The 17,498-nt window shown below is 61.9% G+C and carries 17 protein-coding genes; 9 read left to right on the top strand and 8 right to left on the bottom strand.

From position 1 onward, the window contains the following. The first annotated feature begins 30 nt into the window (after nucleotides 1-30). The 6 genes from ruvC (at nucleotide 31) to KOM00_RS08870 (ending at nucleotide 6,694) form a co-directional block, all read left to right on the top strand. Nucleotides 31-525: a crossover junction endodeoxyribonuclease RuvC gene (gene ruvC, locus KOM00_RS08845; protein WP_216498547.1), complete on the top strand. Its 495-nt coding sequence runs from the start codon at nucleotides 31-33 to the stop codon at nucleotides 523-525. An 83-nt stretch (nucleotides 526-608) separates the two neighbouring features. Then, nucleotides 609-1,208, top strand: coding sequence for a Holliday junction branch migration protein RuvA (gene ruvA / locus KOM00_RS08850; protein WP_216498548.1), 600 nt, complete (start codon nucleotides 609-611; stop codon nucleotides 1,206-1,208). A gap of 371 nt (nucleotides 1,209-1,579) precedes the next feature. Beyond that, nucleotides 1,580-2,452, top strand: coding sequence for a transglutaminase-like domain-containing protein (locus KOM00_RS08855; RefSeq protein ID WP_236026848.1), 873 nt, complete (start codon nucleotides 1,580-1,582; stop codon nucleotides 2,450-2,452). 104 nt (nucleotides 2,453-2,556) lie between these two features. Continuing rightward, entirely contained in the window at nucleotides 2,557-4,896 is a 2,340-nt protein-coding gene (locus tag KOM00_RS08860) for a hybrid sensor histidine kinase/response regulator (protein WP_216498550.1), read from the top strand. 69 nt (nucleotides 4,897-4,965) lie between these two features. After that, complete coding sequence (ruvB, locus tag KOM00_RS08865) at nucleotides 4,966-5,979, top strand: Holliday junction branch migration DNA helicase RuvB (RefSeq protein WP_216498551.1); 1,014 nt, start codon at nucleotides 4,966-4,968, stop codon at nucleotides 5,977-5,979. Nucleotides 5,980-5,986: 7 nt separating this feature from the next. Further along, nucleotides 5,987-6,694: a DnaA/Hda family protein gene (locus KOM00_RS08870; protein ID WP_216498552.1), complete on the top strand. Its 708-nt coding sequence runs from the start codon at nucleotides 5,987-5,989 to the stop codon at nucleotides 6,692-6,694. Between the two features lie 162 nt (nucleotides 6,695-6,856). On the opposite strand, the gene KOM00_RS08875 is transcribed toward KOM00_RS08870, so the two are convergent. The 4 genes from KOM00_RS08875 to trpB all read right to left on the bottom strand — a co-directional run bounded on the left by KOM00_RS08875 (nucleotide 6,857) and on the right by trpB (nucleotide 11,599). Next, nucleotides 6,857-8,755 (bottom strand): ABC-F family ATP-binding cassette domain-containing protein, encoded by a 1,899-nt coding sequence (locus KOM00_RS08875; RefSeq protein WP_216498553.1) that lies wholly within the window; start codon nucleotides 8,753-8,755, stop codon nucleotides 6,857-6,859. 126 nt (nucleotides 8,756-8,881) lie between these two features. Then, nucleotides 8,882-9,376, bottom strand: coding sequence for an LEA type 2 family protein (locus KOM00_RS08880; protein ID WP_216498554.1), 495 nt, complete (start codon nucleotides 9,374-9,376; stop codon nucleotides 8,882-8,884). A gap of 99 nt (nucleotides 9,377-9,475) precedes the next feature. Continuing rightward, nucleotides 9,476-10,168, bottom strand: a complete 693-nt coding sequence (locus KOM00_RS08885; RefSeq protein ID WP_216498555.1) for a lytic transglycosylase domain-containing protein — start codon at nucleotides 10,166-10,168, stop codon at nucleotides 9,476-9,478. 240 nt (nucleotides 10,169-10,408) lie between these two features. After that, nucleotides 10,409-11,599 (bottom strand): tryptophan synthase subunit beta, encoded by a 1,191-nt coding sequence (gene trpB / locus KOM00_RS08890; protein ID WP_216498556.1) that lies wholly within the window; start codon nucleotides 11,597-11,599, stop codon nucleotides 10,409-10,411. A 264-nt stretch (nucleotides 11,600-11,863) separates the two neighbouring features. Between trpB and KOM00_RS08895 the strand changes: the two genes are divergently transcribed. Together KOM00_RS08895 and KOM00_RS08900 are read left to right on the top strand one after the other, a co-directional pair. After that, on the top strand, nucleotides 11,864-12,340 hold the full coding sequence (locus KOM00_RS08895) for a tRNA (cytidine(34)-2'-O)-methyltransferase (RefSeq protein ID WP_216498557.1): 477 nt from the start codon (nucleotides 11,864-11,866) through the stop codon (nucleotides 12,338-12,340). A 112-nt stretch (nucleotides 12,341-12,452) separates the two neighbouring features. Further along, the gene (locus KOM00_RS08900; RefSeq protein ID WP_216498558.1) at nucleotides 12,453-12,782 is read left to right on the top strand and encodes a cupin domain-containing protein; all 330 of its coding nucleotides are present in this window, start codon (nucleotides 12,453-12,455) and stop codon (nucleotides 12,780-12,782) included. A gap of 3 nt (nucleotides 12,783-12,785) precedes the next feature. On the opposite strand, the gene KOM00_RS08905 is transcribed toward KOM00_RS08900, so the two are convergent. Next, nucleotides 12,786-13,370, bottom strand: a complete 585-nt coding sequence (locus KOM00_RS08905; RefSeq protein WP_216498559.1) for an exopolysaccharide biosynthesis protein — start codon at nucleotides 13,368-13,370, stop codon at nucleotides 12,786-12,788. A gap of 222 nt (nucleotides 13,371-13,592) precedes the next feature. Between KOM00_RS08905 and KOM00_RS08910 the strand changes: the two genes are divergently transcribed. After that, the gene (locus tag KOM00_RS08910; RefSeq protein WP_216498560.1) at nucleotides 13,593-14,093 is read left to right on the top strand and encodes a rubrerythrin family protein; all 501 of its coding nucleotides are present in this window, start codon (nucleotides 13,593-13,595) and stop codon (nucleotides 14,091-14,093) included. 154 nt (nucleotides 14,094-14,247) lie between these two features. Here KOM00_RS08910 and KOM00_RS08915 read toward each other — a convergent pair whose 3' ends face one another. The 3 genes from KOM00_RS08915 to KOM00_RS08925 form a co-directional block, all read right to left on the bottom strand. Further along, nucleotides 14,248-14,985, bottom strand: a complete 738-nt coding sequence (locus tag KOM00_RS08915; RefSeq protein ID WP_216498561.1) for an alpha/beta hydrolase — start codon at nucleotides 14,983-14,985, stop codon at nucleotides 14,248-14,250. Between the two features lie 11 nt (nucleotides 14,986-14,996). Next, the gene (locus tag KOM00_RS08920; protein WP_236026837.1) at nucleotides 14,997-16,748 is read right to left on the bottom strand and encodes a sensor histidine kinase; all 1,752 of its coding nucleotides are present in this window, start codon (nucleotides 16,746-16,748) and stop codon (nucleotides 14,997-14,999) included. 231 nt (nucleotides 16,749-16,979) lie between these two features. Next, on the bottom strand, nucleotides 16,980-17,285 hold the full coding sequence (locus KOM00_RS08925) for a hypothetical protein (RefSeq protein ID WP_216498562.1): 306 nt from the start codon (nucleotides 17,283-17,285) through the stop codon (nucleotides 16,980-16,982). Nucleotides 17,286-17,498: the final 213 nt, after the last annotated feature.

Here is a 17,498-nt window from a genome sequence, read left to right on the forward strand (position 1 = left end):
CTCCGTGGCTAATGGTTTTAAGGTTTTGACATGATCATTCTCGGCATAGACCCCGGCTCCCGCAAGACAGGCTACGGCCTCATCTCCAAGCAGGGAAACCGCCTGGTCCACATCGACAACGGCGCCATCTTCACCCAGAGCGCAAAAGACTTCCCGCAACGTCTGGAGAAGATCTTCACCGGCCTCTCCGCGATCATCGCCGAGTACCAGCCGGAAGTGGTGGCGGTCGAGGACGTCTTTTTGGCCAAGAACGCGATGAGCGCCCTCAAACTGGGGCAGGCGCGCGGAGCCGCCATCGTCGCTGCCGTCAACGTGGGGCTCCCCGTCCACGAGTACACCGCAATGCAAGTGAAGCAGGCGGTGGTCGGCACCGGACGCGCCGAAAAGACCCAGGTGCAGCAGATGATCAAGGCGCTCTTGAACCTCCCCGAGGTGGCCCAGGAAGACGCCTCCGATGCCCTGGCCGTCGCCATCTGCCACGCCCACTCCGCCGGAATAGGTAGCTTATTGAAAAGCCTCAGGTAGGGAACCGGCGGCGGGCCGTGCGTCCGGCAACGTCCCGTTGTCCATTAACCATCGTCAATTGTCACTTGAAGCAAGAGGTTTAGATGATCGCCCTTCTCACCGGCAAGATCGCGCACAAGGCCCCCGACTACGTCATCCTGGACGTGAACGGCGTGGGCTACCAGGTCTTCATCCCCTTCTCCACCTACTACGCCCTTCCCGCCGAAGGGAGCACGACGACCCTGCAGGTCCACACCTCCGTGAAGGAGGACGCCATCAACCTGTACGGCTTCCGCACCCAGCAGGAAAAGGAGCTGTTCCAGCTGCTGATCGGCGTCTCCGGGGTCGGTCCCAAGCTTGCCAACAGCATCCTCTCCAACAGCGAGCCGGCGGAGCTCTCCGAGTCGCTGGTGAGCGGCAACATCGCCAGGCTTTCCGCCATTCCGGGTATCGGCAAGAAAACCGCCGAGCGCTTGGTGCTGGAACTCAAGGAGAAGATGAAGAAGCTGGGAATGACACACGCTGCCACGGGGGTTGCTGCCGCGCCGGCCAAGCCGGAGATACGCGAGGATATCCTGTCCGCGTTGATCAACCTGGGCTACAAGGAGAATGTAGTACAAAAAGCACTGGCAGAGCTCAAATTTCCCGAGGATGCCACCGTTGAGTCGCTTCTTAAGCAGGCACTCAAGAAATTGATGAAATAAAATGGAGCCGGAGCATGAAAAACCGCTCCGGCTCTGACAATTGCAGTTCCTCCCGTCCTCACTCTCATCTCCGTCACCAACTCAAAGTTCTCCCCTCAAATGTTTCCAGCCACGACCTTCACTGTAAACACTGATGCTCATTGATTGTAGAAAGCCACGAGATATACTAGTCGAGTATTGATCCAATCCGAGGTTTTGAGTCTCGATCAAGGAAAGGAGAATCCATGCGCGCAGCAATAACGGCGACAGCAGTATTCTTGATGGTCCTGGCAATTCCACTGACAGCTGTTTGTGCCCCCAGCAAACAGCGAAGCGGTACCGTGACCTTCGCCATAACGGTGACCTCACCCCAGGAAGCTCAAGATGTGAAGATGTGGTTCCCCTACCCCACCTCAGACCTAAACCAAAAGATCGACAACCTGCAGTTTAACGGCAACTATTCCACCTTCACCCTGTCCAGGGAACCACAAAGCGGCGCGCTCTACCTCTACACCCAATGGCGCGGGCCTCAAAAAGAGCGTCGCCTGACGGTGACCTTCGAAGCCACGGCCAAGGAGCGCAAGGTGACCAGGCTCGAGGAGAAAGCTGTCCCCATCCCGCCCGAGGTGACCAAATACGTGCAATCCGAGTTCTGGATACCCTCGAATGACAAGAAGGTGAAGGCGCTCGCGCGCCAGATCACCAAGGGCAAGAAGGGGATCCTGCCCAAGGCGCGGGCGGTGTACGACTGGGTGGTCGACAACACCCGGCGCGACCCCAACGTGCCGGGTTGCGGCGTTGGAAACGTGCAGGCCACCCTGGCAGCCCGCAGCGGCAAATGCGCCGACCTCAGCACGCTGTACGTGGCGCTGGCCCGCGCCGCCGGCGTGCCGGCCCGCGAGGTCTTCGGGCTGAGGCTGGGGCGGCCGGGGCAGACGGACATCACCGACGGGCACCACTGCTGGGCCGAATTCTACCTCCCCGGCACGGGCTGGGTCCCGGTGGACCCGGCCGACGTCACCAAGGCCGTGTTGGCGAAGAAACTGGACAAGGCGGGTGCCAAGCCCTACCGCGAGTACTACTTCGGCGCCGTGGATGAGTTCCGCATCGTGCTGCAAAAAGGGGGGCGGGGCATCGTCTTCAGCGAGGGTAACAAGGAAACGGTCAACTACTTCATGTACCCCTACGCCGAGGTGGACGGCCACGCACTCGACTACTGCCGCCCGGCCAGCTTCGCCTATACGGTCACCTTCCGTGAACGCTGACACCGTTTTTTTGGGGGACGGCCGCCGCCGTCCCCTTCCCCCGCTGCACCGCTGTGAAGAAATCGCCCCTGCGTCCCCGGAGTGGCGCACCAGGAGTTCCATGCATGCGCCTTAGCCTCAACATCTCAATCAACCTCATCCTGCTTGCCGTCATTCTCGCCTTGGGAAGCACCATAGGCGCCTTCTTCATTTCCCAGCAAAAGCTCGACCTGCACGAGGACCTGGAGCACCGGGTAAACCTGCTCGGCCAGCAGGTAACCAGCGAGGTGTACCCCGCACTGGCGCAAGGGGAGATCCATCACCTGGGGCGGATCCTGGAAGCCGCCACCGTCGATCGGGATGTGGCCTTCGTCATGGTCAAGTCTCTGGACGGTGAGGTGATAGCGGCGCGCTGGATGAGCAGTGTGACAGGCGGGGTCAAGGAGTACCACTTCCCGGTACGGGCCCAGTCCCACGAGACCTTCGCCCGCAGCGAGCTGGCGTTCGGAACGGTGACCTCAGTGGCGAACGGCGGAGAGATCGCGACGGTTGCCGTCGGCGTCGACCTGGAACCGATCAGAAAAGCTGAACGTGCTTTGGTGATCAGGACCGTCCTTGCGGTGATCCTCGGCTCGTTCATCGCACTTCTTTTGGGGCTGGCCATCGTGCGCAGGCTGCTTAACCGCTCCATCACTCCCCTGCTCAATGGCATCCGCGAGATCAGTTCCGGAGACTTTTCCAGCCGGGTGCAGCCCGATCCGCACCGGGAGATCGAGGAGATCGGTGCGGCCTTCAACGAGATGGCGGAACGCTTTTCCACGACCCTCATCTTCAAACACGAACTGGAGGAGACGGTGGCCAAGCGCACGGCCCAACTGCAGCAGGCCCTGGATGACCAGATCCGGGTGCGCGAGGCGCTGGCCGAACGGGAGGAGCACATCCGGCTCTTGTTCAACTCCACCGCGGAAGCGATCTTCGCCGTCAGCCGCGAGGGGACCTGCACCTTCTGCAACCCCGCCTGCGTGAGACTCCTTGGCTACGAACACCCCGAGGAGATCGTCGGCAGCCGGATGCACCAGTTCCTGGGGCACGCGGCCTCCGATGGAAGCGCGCTGGAGGAAGCCGACTGCCCCATCTGCCGGATGCTCAACGACGGCCGCGGCAGCCACACCGTCAACGAGACCTTTCGCAAGAAGGATGGCACCGCCATCCCCGTAGAATACTGGTCCCACCCAATCCAGCGTGACGGGGAGCTGGTCGGCGGCGTGGTCACCTTCCTGGACATCTCCCAGCGCGCCATGCTCGAGAGGCAACTGCTCCAGGCACAGAAGCTCGAGGGGATCGGGGTACTGGCGGGGGGAATCGCCCACGACTTCAACAACCTGCTTACCGCCATCATCGGCGGTGCGGAGATTGCCCTTAACGACATCGCGCCGGGATCGAAGGGGGCGAAGGCGATCCACGGGGTGATGGACGCCGCCACCCGTGCCGCCGATCTCACCCGGCAAATCCTCGCCTTCAGCCGTAAGCAGGTCCTCTCCATCAAGGAGCTGAACCTCAACGACGAGGTGCTTTCTCAAACCAGGATGCTGAGGCGCATGATCAGCGAGGACATCAAGTTCCAGGTAAAGCTGACCCCCGAGGAGCTCTGCATAAAAGCGGACGCAGGACAACTGCAGCAGGTCCTGCTCAACCTGGCTGTCAACGCCCGCGATGCCATGTCTCCCGGAGGTACTCTCACCATAGAAACGGGAACCGTGATGCTGCAGCGCTCGGACCGCTGGCTTGAGGAGGGGATGCCTCCGGGGCGCTACGCCGTGATCTCCGTGAGCGACACCGGTATGGGGATGGATGAGGACACCAAGTCCCGCATCTTCGAGCCCTTCTTCACCACCAAGGGGCCCGGCGAGGGGACCGGTCTCGGTCTCTCCACGGTTCACGGCGTCGTCAAGCAGCACCAGGGGAGCATCTCCGTGTACAGCGAACCGGGCAAGGGAACCACCTTCCGCATCTACTTGCCCCGCGTCGAGAGGATCGAGGCGGCCCAGGCGGCGCCCGAGGCGGCGCCGATACCGCGCGGAAAGGGGAAAATCCTGGTGGTCGAGGATGAAAAGGCGGTGCGCGACTTCCTGGAAAGTGCGCTGCAGGATAACGGTTACAGCGTGACCAGCGTTGGGAGCGGACCAGAGGCGATAGAGGCATGCGCCGGCACCACCTTCGACCTCATGGTGTCCGACGTGGTCATGCCGGGAATGAGCGGGCCGCAGCTGTACCAGGCCATAAGGGAACGGCAGCCAAAGCTCAGGGTGATGTTCATCTCAGGCTACCCGGCGAAGTCGGTCTCCCTCCAGGACATCCTCGAATGGGATGCCCCCTTCCTCGCCAAACCCTTCTCCGCGAGCACCCTGCTTGCCAAGACCCACGAGCTGATGCAGTCCACTGCGCCAGCCGGGCATGCCCCTTGACCTTTACCTTCAACTGTTATAATTTGGCTCCCTGCATTCGGGCGGCTCAAGCCGCCGGCAAGGAGAGGTATGACCCGTTTTATCAGCGCCGAGAGATCCGAAGACGACCTCCTTGAGGCATCGCTGCGCCCCCGGGCGCTGGCGGACTACGTGGGACAGGAAAAGGCCAAGGGTAACCTCGGGCTCTTTATCGACGCCGCGCGCGGCAGGGGAGAGGCGCTGGACCACGTGTTGCTGTACGGCCCCCCCGGACTTGGAAAGACCACCCTGGCCAACATCATCGCCTGCGAGATGGGGGTGAACATCAAGTCCACCTCGGGGCCGGTGATCGAGCGCCCGGGCGACCTGGCCGCCATCCTGACCAACCTGGAACCGCACGACGTCCTCTTCATCGACGAGATCCACCGTCTCTCCCACGTGGTGGAGGAGATCCTCTACCCCGCCATGGAGGACTTCCAGCTCGACATCATCATCGGCCAGGGACCGAGCGCGCGCACCATCAAGCTCGACCTCCCCAAGTTCACCCTGGTGGGCGCCACCACCCGCGCAGGCCTCCTCTCCTCACCCCTTAGGGACCGCTTCGGCGTGATCTCGCGGCTCGAGTTCTACACCCACGACGAACTCGCCTTCATCATCACCCGCTCCGCGCGCATCTTCGGGATGGAGATCGCGCCCGACGGCGCCCTGGAACTCGCGCGCAGAAGCCGCGGCACCCCAAGGATTGCCAACCGTCTGCTGCGTCGCGTGCGCGACTTCGCCCAGGTACGCGCCGACGGCGTGATCACCCGCGCAGTGGCGGACCAGGCGCTGGCGCTCCTCGAGATCGACGACATGGGGTTCGACACCATGGACCGCGCCATCCTTTTGACCATCATCGACAAGTTCGGAGGGGGACCGGTGGGGCTGGACACCATCGCGGCGGCCATCAGCGAGGAGAGCGACACCATCGAGGACGTCTACGAGCCCTTCCTGATCCAGAACGGTTTCTTGAACCGCACCCCGCGTGGACGCGTCGCCACCGCCGCCGCCTACCACCACTTCGGAAGGGTCGCTCCGGAGCCGCCTCAGGGAAGACTGTTTTAGGGGTTCTATGCAGCTTATCTTCGATTTCCCGGTAGTGCCGCGCTTTTGCTTCGAGAACTTCGTGGTCTGCGGCGGCAACAAGACCGCCTATCAATTCGCGCAGAGGATCGCCAGCGGCAGCGACGCCGAGAACCTCCTCTACATCTACGGCCCCGAAGGCTCCGGCAAGACCCACCTATTGACCGCCCTCTCCAGCACCATCGACGGCAGGTATTTCTCCTTCCGCGACGCCGATGCCCTTTACGGCAAGAGCTACGGCAGCGAAGGCCCCTCGCGTCTTGCCGAGCACTTCGCCGGCGCCAAGGCCCTCATCCTCGACGACCTGGACCTGCTGCCGGATCGCCAGGAGCTGAGGGTCGAGCTTTGGGAGCTGTTCAACGCCTTCTACAGTTCCGGGAGAAAGATCGCCATATCGGGCCTTACTCCCCCGAAGGAGCTGCCGCACCTGGACGGGCACCTGACCAGCCGTCTGCTGTGGGGATTGGTGGCGCGCATGGACGTTTCGGACGACGAGTCCAGGCGCATGATCCTGAAGAAGCTCGCCGAAGACCGGCAGATGACCCTGCCCGACGAAGTGATCGACGAGATGCTTTTGAAGGTGCGGCGCGACATCCCGTCGCTCGTCTACGCGCTTGAGACCATCAACCGCACCGCCATCGCCACCAAGCGGAAGGTGAGCTTGAGGCTGGCCAAGGAAATATTCAAAAGCAATTGACGAGGGGGACTGGCTCCGCCAGGTGCCAGTCCCCTTAACGGTGCCGCAAAGCGAAAAGCAAAGGCTTCTGAGAGAGCGTCTCCAGAAGCCTTTGCCGTATCAACAACGATTGCTCGCCATCACCGGTTTTGGTTCAATTTTAGATTGTTGATCGTCAATGGATCAACCGCCCTTCTTCGTCTCCAGCTCCTCCCACCGCCCGTAGGCCGAGGCGAGTTCGGCCTCGAGCCTGCCGTAATCGGCGGTAATGGCGGCGACGCCCCCCTCGACCGTGTCGTAGCGGGAGGGATCCCCCAACAGTTCCTGCACCCCGGCGAAATCCTGCTCCAGCACCTCGATGTTCCCCTCCAGTTTTTCCAGTTCGATCCGCTCGGCGTAGGTGAGCCCCTTCTTGGGCTTCTCCACCTTGGCCGCCTGGGCCTCCTTCTTCTCGACCCGCTGCGCGGTTGCCGCCACCCGGTCCGCCTCCTTGCGCTCCCGGTAGTTGCTGTAATTCCCCTCGTAGAAGACCACCTCACCATCCCCCTCGAAGGCCAATATCGCGGTGGCCACCTTGTCCAGGAAGAAGCGGTCGTGGGTCACCATGAGGACGCAGCCGGGAAAGGCGGAGATGGAGGCATCCAAAAGCTGCAGGGTCGGGATATCCAGGTCGTTGGTCGGCTCGTCCAGCACCAGCAGGTTGGAATCCTGCAGCATGAGTCTCGCCAGGATCAGCCGGCTCTTCTCGCCGCCGGAGAGGCTCCCCACCGGCCGCCTGCGATCCTCGCCCGAAAACAGGAAGTCCTCCAGGTAGCCGATCTTGTGCCTTTTCTCGCCGTTGGCGGTGGTCACGTAGTCACCCTCGCCGAAGAAGTCGTAGATGGTCTGGTTCGGATCGAGCACCTCGCGCAGCTGGTCGAAGTAGGAGATCTTGGTCTTCTTGCCGACCACGACCTTCCCCTGGTCGGGCTCCTCCTCCCCCATGATCATCCGGATCAGGGTGGTCTTGCCGCAGCCGTTGGGGCCGATCACGCCGATCCGGTCGCCGCGCTTCATGCCGAAGCTGAGCCGGTTCACCAGCGTCCTCTCGCCGTACCCTTTGACGACGCCGTCCAGTTCAAGGATGGTCCCGCCCAACCCCTCCTCGGTGTTGAAGCCGATCTTGAGGTCGCGGCGCGCCGGGCCGGAGACGCTTTCTTCGAGCGCGTGGTAGCGGTCGATCCTCGCCTTCTGCTTGGTGGATCGCGCCGGCGGGCCGCGCCGAATCCAGTCGGTCTCGGTGCGCAGCAGGTTCAAAAGGCGCGAGCGGCGGCTCGCCTCGTTCATGAGCCGCTCTTCTCTCAAGGTGAGGTAGGTGGAGTATCCACCCTGGTAGGAGACGAGGGCGCCGCGCTCGAGCTCCAGCATCCGGGTCACCACCTGGTCCAGGAAGTAGCGGTCGTGGGTGATCAGCATGACCGCACCCGGGTAGGCCTTCAGGTGCTCCTGGAGCCACTGCGTGGTGTCGGCGTCCAGGTGGTTGGTCGGCTCGTCCAGGAGCAGCAGCTCGGGCGCCTGCAAAAGGAGCTTGGCCAGGGCGACCCGGCGCTTGGTGCCGCCGGAAAGCGTGCCTATCACCTGGTTCGGATCGGGAAGCTGCAGATGGGTCATCATCTCCAGCACGCGGTGGTCGGTGTTCCAGCCGCCGTGGTGCTCGATCCAGACCGTGAGTTCCCCCTGGCGGGCGAGCAGGCGGTCCATGTCGGGTGGGTTCCCCGCCATTTTCTCGGAGAGCTCGTTGAAGCTCGCCATGGCGGCACGGATGGCGGTGAGGCCGCTCTCGATCTCGGCGGCGACTGTGGCCGCGTCATCGAGCACCGGCTCCTGGCTCAGATAGCCGACCGACGCCCCTCGTTTCATGGCGATGGAACCGCCGTCGCGGTCCTCGGCACCGGCGAGAATGGTGAGGAGCGTCGACTTGCCGGCACCGTTGGCGCCGATCAGCCCTACCCGCTCGTCCTCTCCCACGGCGAAGGTGACGCCGTCCATCAAGACGCGGGAGCCGAAGCTCTTGGAAAGTCCGGTGATATCAACAACGTTCATAAAATCTCCAACAAGTCTCTCTAGTAGGCGGTGATCTTACGCCACAGGCGTCCACAATCCCCTCTCCCTTCGGGCACCCTCTCCCACAGGGAGAGGGGACCAGCGGAAGATTCGTCCGTAATGTGGCTAGAATTTCAAAAAGTCGGCGAGCTTGCCGAAGATGGCTGCCGGGCGGTACTTCTTGGGGATGGCGTAGGTGCCGCTCTTTTTGACCGGGATGGTCATCTGCCCCACCGGGGTCTCCAGGTCGAGCCCCGCCGCCAGCTGGTAGGGGATCTTGTCCGGGTCCGGCCTGCGCTTGAAGATCTCCAAGAGGTCGGAATAGGTGATGCGGATCGGTATGCGAACGTCGGTCTCCTCGTTGGCGGGGAAGTTGATCTCCTCCCGCGCCCCCCCCTTGGCCAGGGGCAGCGCCATGATCCTGATGTCATAGCTGTACCCCTGCAGCTTCACGTCGAAGCTGTTGGTGTTCTGCACACTGAGGTACAGTTCCATCCCTGCGCCGGTCGGGTCCACCGACACAACGTTGAGATCCTGCACGGTCACCAGCGGGGCGTTGACCAGTTTGCTGCACCCGGAAAGAAGGACGACAAGTAACAAAAGGCAGGCGATTTTCCTCACAACTCTCTCCTGAAAAAACACGTCCCGCAAAACAAAGCGGGCGGGTCCCCGAAAGAACCCGCCCACTATAGCACAACCTCAACTCAAACAGCAAAAGGACTATCCGTTGACCGCCACCTGCTGCATCAGCATGCCCCTTTGCATTTCCCGCAGTATCTCGGTCCTGAAGCCCTTGCGGATCTTGTCATAGGCCCTCGCCGCCGGCCCGGTGCCGCAGTAGAGCCTCTTGGCGCGGGCCATGTTGCCCCGGGCCATGTCCAGCTTCTCATAGAGCTCCTTCACGGCCGCCTCCGCGCACTTCTCGTCGTCCCACATCTCCTGCGGGGTGTAGCCGTGGCTTTCCGCCCGCTCCGGCATCAACTGCCAGACCCCCAGGGCACCCTTGGTGGATACCGCTCTCGATGAGAGCTTGTGACCGCCTGTTTCCGCCAGGGCTATCTCAGCCAGGTCCAGCGGTGTGAATTTCGTTCCCTCCGTCTTTTCGTAGCAGATTTCCGCGAGCCACTTGGCCCGGGCCGGTGTGGTCCGGCGGGCGAACGTGGCGTAGATGGCGGGAACCAGTTTCTTCCTCCCGTCAAGTTCTGCCGCCTTGGGCAGATCCATCTGCACAGCCGGGGGCGCAGCGGGGGATTTCTCTCCCTGCTTCTCGCTCCCCTCCGCCCAGGTGAGCAGCGCCCGGTCCGACTCCGACACCGAGGGAGTCACCGGGACCTGCGCCTGCTGCAGGTGGGACTGGTCGCACGATGCCGTCATCATGAGCACCGCGACCAGCAGTGCAAGTTTTCTTTTCATAGATCGCTGTTGAATGGCTTTTGCCGGCTTTAGGTAGAGATACTAAATGTCGGTAGTGAAGCCCGCGCCAATCATCTCCTTTCATTAGAATCGCATTGGCTCGTCGCCAATCTGAGGTCCTGTTAGTGTAATCAAATCCGACTGCATTGCAACTGTTACATTAATTTTATGCAATCATGCCGAATAAAAAGGGAGCCCCGCCCAGCGGACCTCCCCCACTAAAGCCTCGAATTTTCTATATTAAAGCTGCACCCCCATAACATCGGCCACGGTATGGATGTCCTTATCGCCCCTGCCCGACAGACAGACGACGATGCTCTCATTGGCGGAAAGTGTCGGAGCCAGACGCAGTGCATGGGCGACTGCGTGGGAAGACTCCAGGGCGGGGATGATCCCCTCCTCGCGGGTCAGCACCTGGAAGGCGTCCAGGGCCTCGTCATCGGTGACGGAGACGTAGCTGGCCCGTCCAATCTCCTTCAGGTACGAGTGTTCCGGTCCCACGCCCGGGTAGTCCAATCCGGCCGAAATGGAATGGGCGTGGGCGATCTGACCGAACTCGTCCTGCAGGAGATACGTTTTGTTGCCGTGCAGTACCCCGACGCTGCCGGCGGACAGAGGCGCCGCGTGCCTGCCGCTGTCGATGCCGTAGCCGGCCGCTTCGACGCCGATCATCTGCACCGATTCATCTTTAACGAAGGGATGGAAGAGCCCGATGGCGTTGCTTCCTCCCCCGACCGCGGCGACCAGGTAGTCGGGAAGCCTCCCTTCGGCTTCCAGGTGCTGCGCCCTCGCCTCCTGGCCGATGATGGCCTGGAAGTCGCGCACCATGACCGGGTAGGGATGGGGGCCGGCGACGGTGCCGATTATGTAGAAGGTGTCATCCACGTGGGTCACCCACTGGCGCATCGCCTCGTTCATGGCGTCCTTCAGGGTCGCGGTGCCGGAACTGACCGGGGTGACCTTGGCGCCGAGAAGCTTCATCCTGAAAACGTTCAGGGACTGGCGACGGATGTCCTCCACGCCCATGAACACCTCGCACTCCATGCCGAAGAGCGCCGCGACGGTCGCCGTCGCCACACCGTGCTGACCGGCGCCGGTCTCGGCGATCACCTTCTTCTTCCCCATCCGCTTGGCGAGCAGGCCCTGGCCGATGGTGTTGTTCACCTTGTGCGCGCCGGTGTGGTTCAGGTCCTCGCGCTTCAGATAGATCTTCGCGCCCCCCATTTTCCGGCTCAGTTTCTCGGCGAAGTAGAGCGGGTTGGGACGGCCGACATACTGGCGCAGGTAGTAGGCGTACTCCTCCTGGAACCCCTTTTCGTTGCGAAAATGGTGGTAGGCTTGCTCGAGTTCGAGCAGCGCCGGCATGAGCGTTTCCGAGACGTATCTGCCGCCGAAACGTCCGAAGTGTCCACTGTTGTCAGGCGTATCCAAAGTTGCCTCCGGTAGGTGTATGAGGGAAGCATTATAGACTATTTGTCGATAAATTGCAAGCTTACAGAGCCACCCCCCCGGACAACCCCCCGCCGTTACACACTTTTAGCCGTTTATCTTTGCCTTATTTTCTGCTTTGAGCTACAAATATCACCTGTTCCGGAAGCTCATTTTCGGGCACGAAATCGGCCTCATTCTGTGCCATTTTTTTCTCTGACAGAGGTCTTTTTTTGCTCCTGAAAAGTAACCGTCACGAGGTAACCGATGTCCTTGCAGCAACCCTTTCACATAGTGCTGGTCGAGCCCGAGATTCCGCCTAACACCGGAAACATCGCGAGGCTCTGCGGGGCCACCGGTACCGTCCTGCACCTGGTCGGCAAGCTCGGCTTCTCCACCGACGACCGTTACCTGAAACGCGCCGGGCTCGACTACTGGAGCGAAGTCGACATCCGCTACTGGGACGACCTGGGGGCCCTGCGAGGGGCGTTCCCCCAGGGGCGTTTCATCTACACCAGCAAGAAGGCGCCCAAAAGCTACCTGGAGTTGGGCTTTCGTCCCGGCGACTTCATCGTTTTCGGGAAGGAAACCAAGGGACTCCCGGAGGAGCTCATCGAAGCGAACCCGGAGACCGCTGTGCGGATCCCGATCATCGGCAAGGTGCGCAGCTTGAACCTCTCCACCTCAGCCGGCATCGTGCTGTACGAGGCGCTACGCCAGACCGGCGCGCTGGAGGGGGCGTAGGCGAGGAAGCGAAGGGGGCCTTGGCAATCTCTCCTTGATGCCACTCTCTCTTGGCCCGAGCCCCAGTCCCCCCTCCCGCAAGGGGAGGGGGAATCACGATAAAGGAGAACGCATGTTCAAGAAGAGAAGCGACGCAGGTTACCGGCAGGTGCTGCCGGGAATCCGGCAGAAGACCTTGGTGCACGGGGATAAGACGCTGATGGTGGAGTTCCTGCTGGACAAAGGGGCCCTGCTGCCGCAGCACAGCCACCCGCACGAACAGACCGGGTACCTGGTGAGCGGACGGATCCGGCTCGACATCGGCGGAAACAAGGAAGAAATACTGGCTGGGGACAGCTGGTGCATCGCAGGAGGCGCCGAGCACAACGCCGAGATTCTCGAGGATTCCGTAGCCATCGAGGTCTTCTCTCCGGTGCGTGAGGAGTACCTTCCTGAGCCTTAAGGCTCAGCTGAACTGGTAGATCACGAGGGCGAAACTGACCGCCGTAACCGCGAACGCGATCAGGGCCAAGAGGCCGTCGCGCGAGATCAGGGCCAGCCCGAACGCAGTCAGCGCGAGCCCGGCGCCGTGTGCCGAGAAGGGGACCAGTTCCATGACCGGCATGACGACCGCTATGGCCGCGCAAGCGAATGAGATGAGGTAGATGCTCCCCCCCCTGATCAACGCCGGCAGACGTGGGCGCATCACCCGGTCGATGAAACGCGCCACGGGGCGCAGCCATCTGACCGCCTTATGCACCTTTTCCTGAGCCAACGAGCGTCGCAGCAACCACCTCGGCAGCCAGAAATGGTCCCTGCGGAAAAACAGCTGCCCCGCGATCAGCAGGATCAGGACCCCGGTGGCGGTGGGCACGCCGGGCATGCCGCTCAGCGGGGAAGCGGCGATCACCCCCACCATGAGCAGCAGCGGCCCGAAGGATCGGTTCCCGACCGATTCCACTATTTTCCCCAAAGAAACGCGCCCAGCTCCGTCAGCGGAGTCTCCGATCCGGTCGAGCATCTCCTGAAGGGTGGTGATCTCTCGCGCCATCTTGCCCCTCTTTGGTGCCGCCGCAAGCAATACCGACACCCTTGCCGCAACACCCACGAAGATTACATTGGCACATTTTAATGTCAAGAAGGCTTCCAGCTCCACCGGTCTGAGCCAAAAAACGTATACATATCAGACAAATATAATGTATCCCTCGCCTTGACTGGGACAGATGCCTCGTTATATTCAAGCTGCACATTTTCACATAACGAGGAGGAAGAGATGTCGACCAGGGATAACCTTGCCGAGGCGTTTGCCGGAGAGAGTCAAGCCAACCGTAAGTACCTCGCCTTTGCCAAGAAGGCCGAAGCGGAGGGGCTGCCGCAGGTGGCGAAACTGTTTCGCGCCGCGGCACACGCCGAAACGGTGCATGCCCACGCGCACCTGCGCGCCATGGACGGGATCAAGAGCACCGTCGACAACCTGAAGGAGGCCATCGAGGGAGAAGGCTTCGAGTTCCAGAAGATGTACCCGCCGTTCCTCGAGCAGGCGAAGCAGGAGGGACACCGCGCCGCCGAGACTTCCTTCAAGTTCGCCCTGGCAGTGGAAGAGGTACATCACGACCTGTACCAGCAGGCCCTGGCGGCGGTACAAAACGGCGTCGACCTCGCCGACCGCCCCGTCTACGTCTGCGAAGTCTGCGGCAACACGGTCTACGACGAGGCGCCCGACAAGTGCGCCGTCTGCCTGGTGCCGAAAGAGAAGTTCACCAGGATCGCCTGACATGAAAAGGGCGCCGCCGAAATCGGCGGCGCCCTTCCTTTTATCAGATCTCAACGCAAAGACGCAGAGGCGCAAAGAAAACGTGGGGCATGGGAAAACTTCGTCCTTCGCCTTTCTTTGCGCCTTCGCGCCTTTGCGTGAAAAGCCCGGGGACTTACGGGTTTCTTATGCTGACCCGTCCCGGCGTCGCCCAGTCGTTGTGCCCCCCCTCGATCTCCCGGAACGTCGTGCCTGGCCGGCTTTCCGCCAGGGTCTTCGCGAACTTCATCGGAATCACCTCGTCGTGGGTGATGCCGAAGATCTCCACCCTCCCCCGATACCCCTTGAGCGCCTCGATATTGTCCCAATCGTCGGAGAGGAGCAGGCGCACCGGCAGGAACGGGTAGTGGTACTGCCCCACCCGGTGCAGCTTGTCAAATGGCGCCACCAAGACGATCTTGTCCGGCTGCGGAACCATGGCGGCCAGGGAGCAGGCGGGGCCGCTGCCTAGGGACTCCCCCACGACACAGACCGGCGTTGCCGGAAACTGCTGCCGCAGCAGCAGGTACCCCTGCTGGGCAGCCCTGTTCAGCGTCTCCTTCGAAGGGGTCCCGGGGCGCCGGCCGTACCCCGGGTACTCCAGGATATAGACGCTGTCGTCGCCGGCAAACGAGCGGAGCGCGTAGGCGCGATCGCTGGCCTGCCCGCCGTTGCCGTGCAGCATGAGCCAGACGTTCTTTGGCGCGGGGACGGTCCGAGCGAAGCCGATCAGCTCCCCCTGGGCGCGCCAGTTTTCCAACCCGTTGCTGCGGTCATGGTGGGTCGGGAAATAGAGCAGCCGTCGCTGCCAGGCCGCGGCACTCAGCAAGAGAGCCACCAGGCAGACCAGCAACAAAAGGCAAAGCCGTGCCATGACATCCCCCCCTAGCCCCGCGGCAGGGTGAAGTAGACGGTCGCCCCCTGGTCCACGACGCCGTTTGCCCAGACCGTGCCGCCGTGGCGCTCTACGATGCGCTTTACCGTGGCGAGCCCAATGCCGGTCCCCTCGAACTCGGAGCCGTGCAGCCGTTGGAATGCCCCGAACAGCTTGTCCTGGTATGCCATGTCGAATCCCACGCCGTTGTCCTTGATGAAAAAGGCTTCGTCGCCGTCGTGAAGCCGGCGCCCGAATTCGATCATGGCCCGCTCCCGGATGCTCGAATACTTCCAGGCGTTGCCGACAAGGTTCTCCAGCATCAGCTCCAGAAGCAGCCGGTCCCCCTCGACCTTCAAGCCGGGCTCGATCAGGAAATCGACCCGCCGCGCCGGATCGGCATCCTGCAGCTTACACCCGATGCCGAAGGCGAGCTCGCTCAGGCTCACCTCGACCCGCCTCAGCTCCGAGCGCCCGATGCGCGACAGCTCCAGCAGGTCGTCGATCAGGTCCCCCATCCTTTTGCTGGAGGTGCGTATCCGCTCCAGGTACCCCCGCGCCTCGGGTACCAGGGCGGGACCGAACTCCTCGAGCAGAATCGATCCGTAACTGTTGATGTGCCGCAAAGGACCGCGCAGGTCGTGGGATACGGAGTAGCTGAATGCCTCCTGCTCCCGCATGGCCGCTTCCAGCCGCGCCGTCCGCTCCAGCACCCGCCGCTCGAGCTCCTCGTTCAAAAGTCGCAGTTCCTCCGCCATGCGTCGGCTCTGCGTGACGTCACGCCCGATGCCGAACAGCCCGACGACCTCTCCCTGATTGTTGTGCAGAGGGCCCTTGATCACTTCCAAAACCAGGGAGTCGCCATTGCCTTTTTTCAACTCCCGCTCCATCGTCAGCGCCTGGTTGCCGTTCAACACCTCGTGGTCCCCCTGCATGACCGCGCGCGCCACCTCTGGGGGGAACACCGCATGGTCATCCATCCCAAGCACCTGCTCGAGTCGCCTTCCGGTCATGTAACAGGCCGCCGCGTTGAAGAGGAGGTAGCGTCCGCTGATGTCCTTGACCCAGACCGCGTCGGTCGTCCCATCTATCACCGAGTTGAGCAGCTCCCGATTTTGCAGCAGCGCCCCTTCCACCGCGGTGCGTTCCACGACGACGCGCTGCAGCTCTTCGTTTAGGGCAACCAGCCGGTTCTGCTCGGTTTCGTGGCCTCTCAGCAGGGTCCAAAGCATCACGGCGCAACACAAGGCAGTCACTGCAAATCCGACCATGTTGTCAGCGATGCGGTCCTGCTCGGAGTGAAACGGCGTGACCCATTCGGGGAACCGCAACTCAAGCACCATGAGGGCGACGGCATCCACGAGCGTCAGCAACGAAGGCAGCCAACGCGCACGTCCCCTGAAGAAGATGGGGAGGTACATCAAGAGGCAGAAAAAATAGCAGGGGAGGCTCCCCTCCGAAGCGCCGTTGGGAAACCAGATCAGGTTCAGCAGGGCCATGAACATGAAGAAGAGCGTCGTCGTGTGATAGCGCTCCCGGGTGGACTCGATCAAAAGCAGCAGTGCGAGCCCACCAAAGACGGCGACGCAGACGTTGACGTAGGCGGGGAGGTGCTGCAGGTAGTTGGTCGGAATGACGACAAAAAACGAGGCGGCGGCGGCTGTCAGGCACAGCAGCACGAAGAGGTGTTGCTCCATGGTGGAGCCCCCCCTTTTCCATATGCAGGACTTGAACCTCGCGACGAGAGATCGCATCTCGCTCATGTGTTACCTCGTGCGCTGCCGGACTGGCCGCGGAAAACGCGAGCGCTAAAAATAACACATTAGCCAAGACTGATAAACACTTTTTTCGTCGCCGCCGCAACTAGAGTGAAGACTCCGCGGGAAGACATGGGCAGTGCACTGGATGGATAGTATGGCAGGGTTTGCGTGATGACTGTTGACGCGGTGCGTCCGAGGGAGTTACCGACCTCTTGGGCCATCACCGTTTCCGTCTCAGCGCCCCCTGAACCCGGTCACCTTGCGGTAGATGACCAGTTGTGCGGTGATGTCGACCAAAAGGACGGCTGTGGTGAAATACAAAAGCCACGTCGTGCGGTCGAAGTAGGCCAGGCAGTTGAAGAACATGTACAGGGCCACCACGAAGGACAACAGCCGGCGGATGCCCCTCGCCGACACCTCCCCCTCCTCTGCATCACTCCCCACCAGCGCGGCCAGCGCCGGTGCGGCGTGGTACCCGATGGTGGCATCGATGAAGGTCAGAAATATGTTGGCCACGAAGGCGCAGGTCAGCAGATCCATATCAACTCCCCTCGGCTGAAGCCGGATGCCGCCAGAAAGTAAGACAAATCGGGGCCGGAATCAAGTGAATAAACGGGTGCGTCAGGGACGAAAAATACCATGCTGGCCATCCTGGTAACATTGAAGTGTGCCGCTTCAGGTTACCGTACGAGGGAGGCCAACATGGCGAAAAAGAGTCTAACAGGAACTGAGCACTTTGTCGCAGGGTATGAA

The sequence above is a fragment of the Geomonas diazotrophica genome (assembly GCF_018919385.1).
GTDB classification, from domain to species: Bacteria; Desulfobacterota; Desulfuromonadia; order Geobacterales; family Geobacteraceae; genus Geomonas; species Geomonas diazotrophica.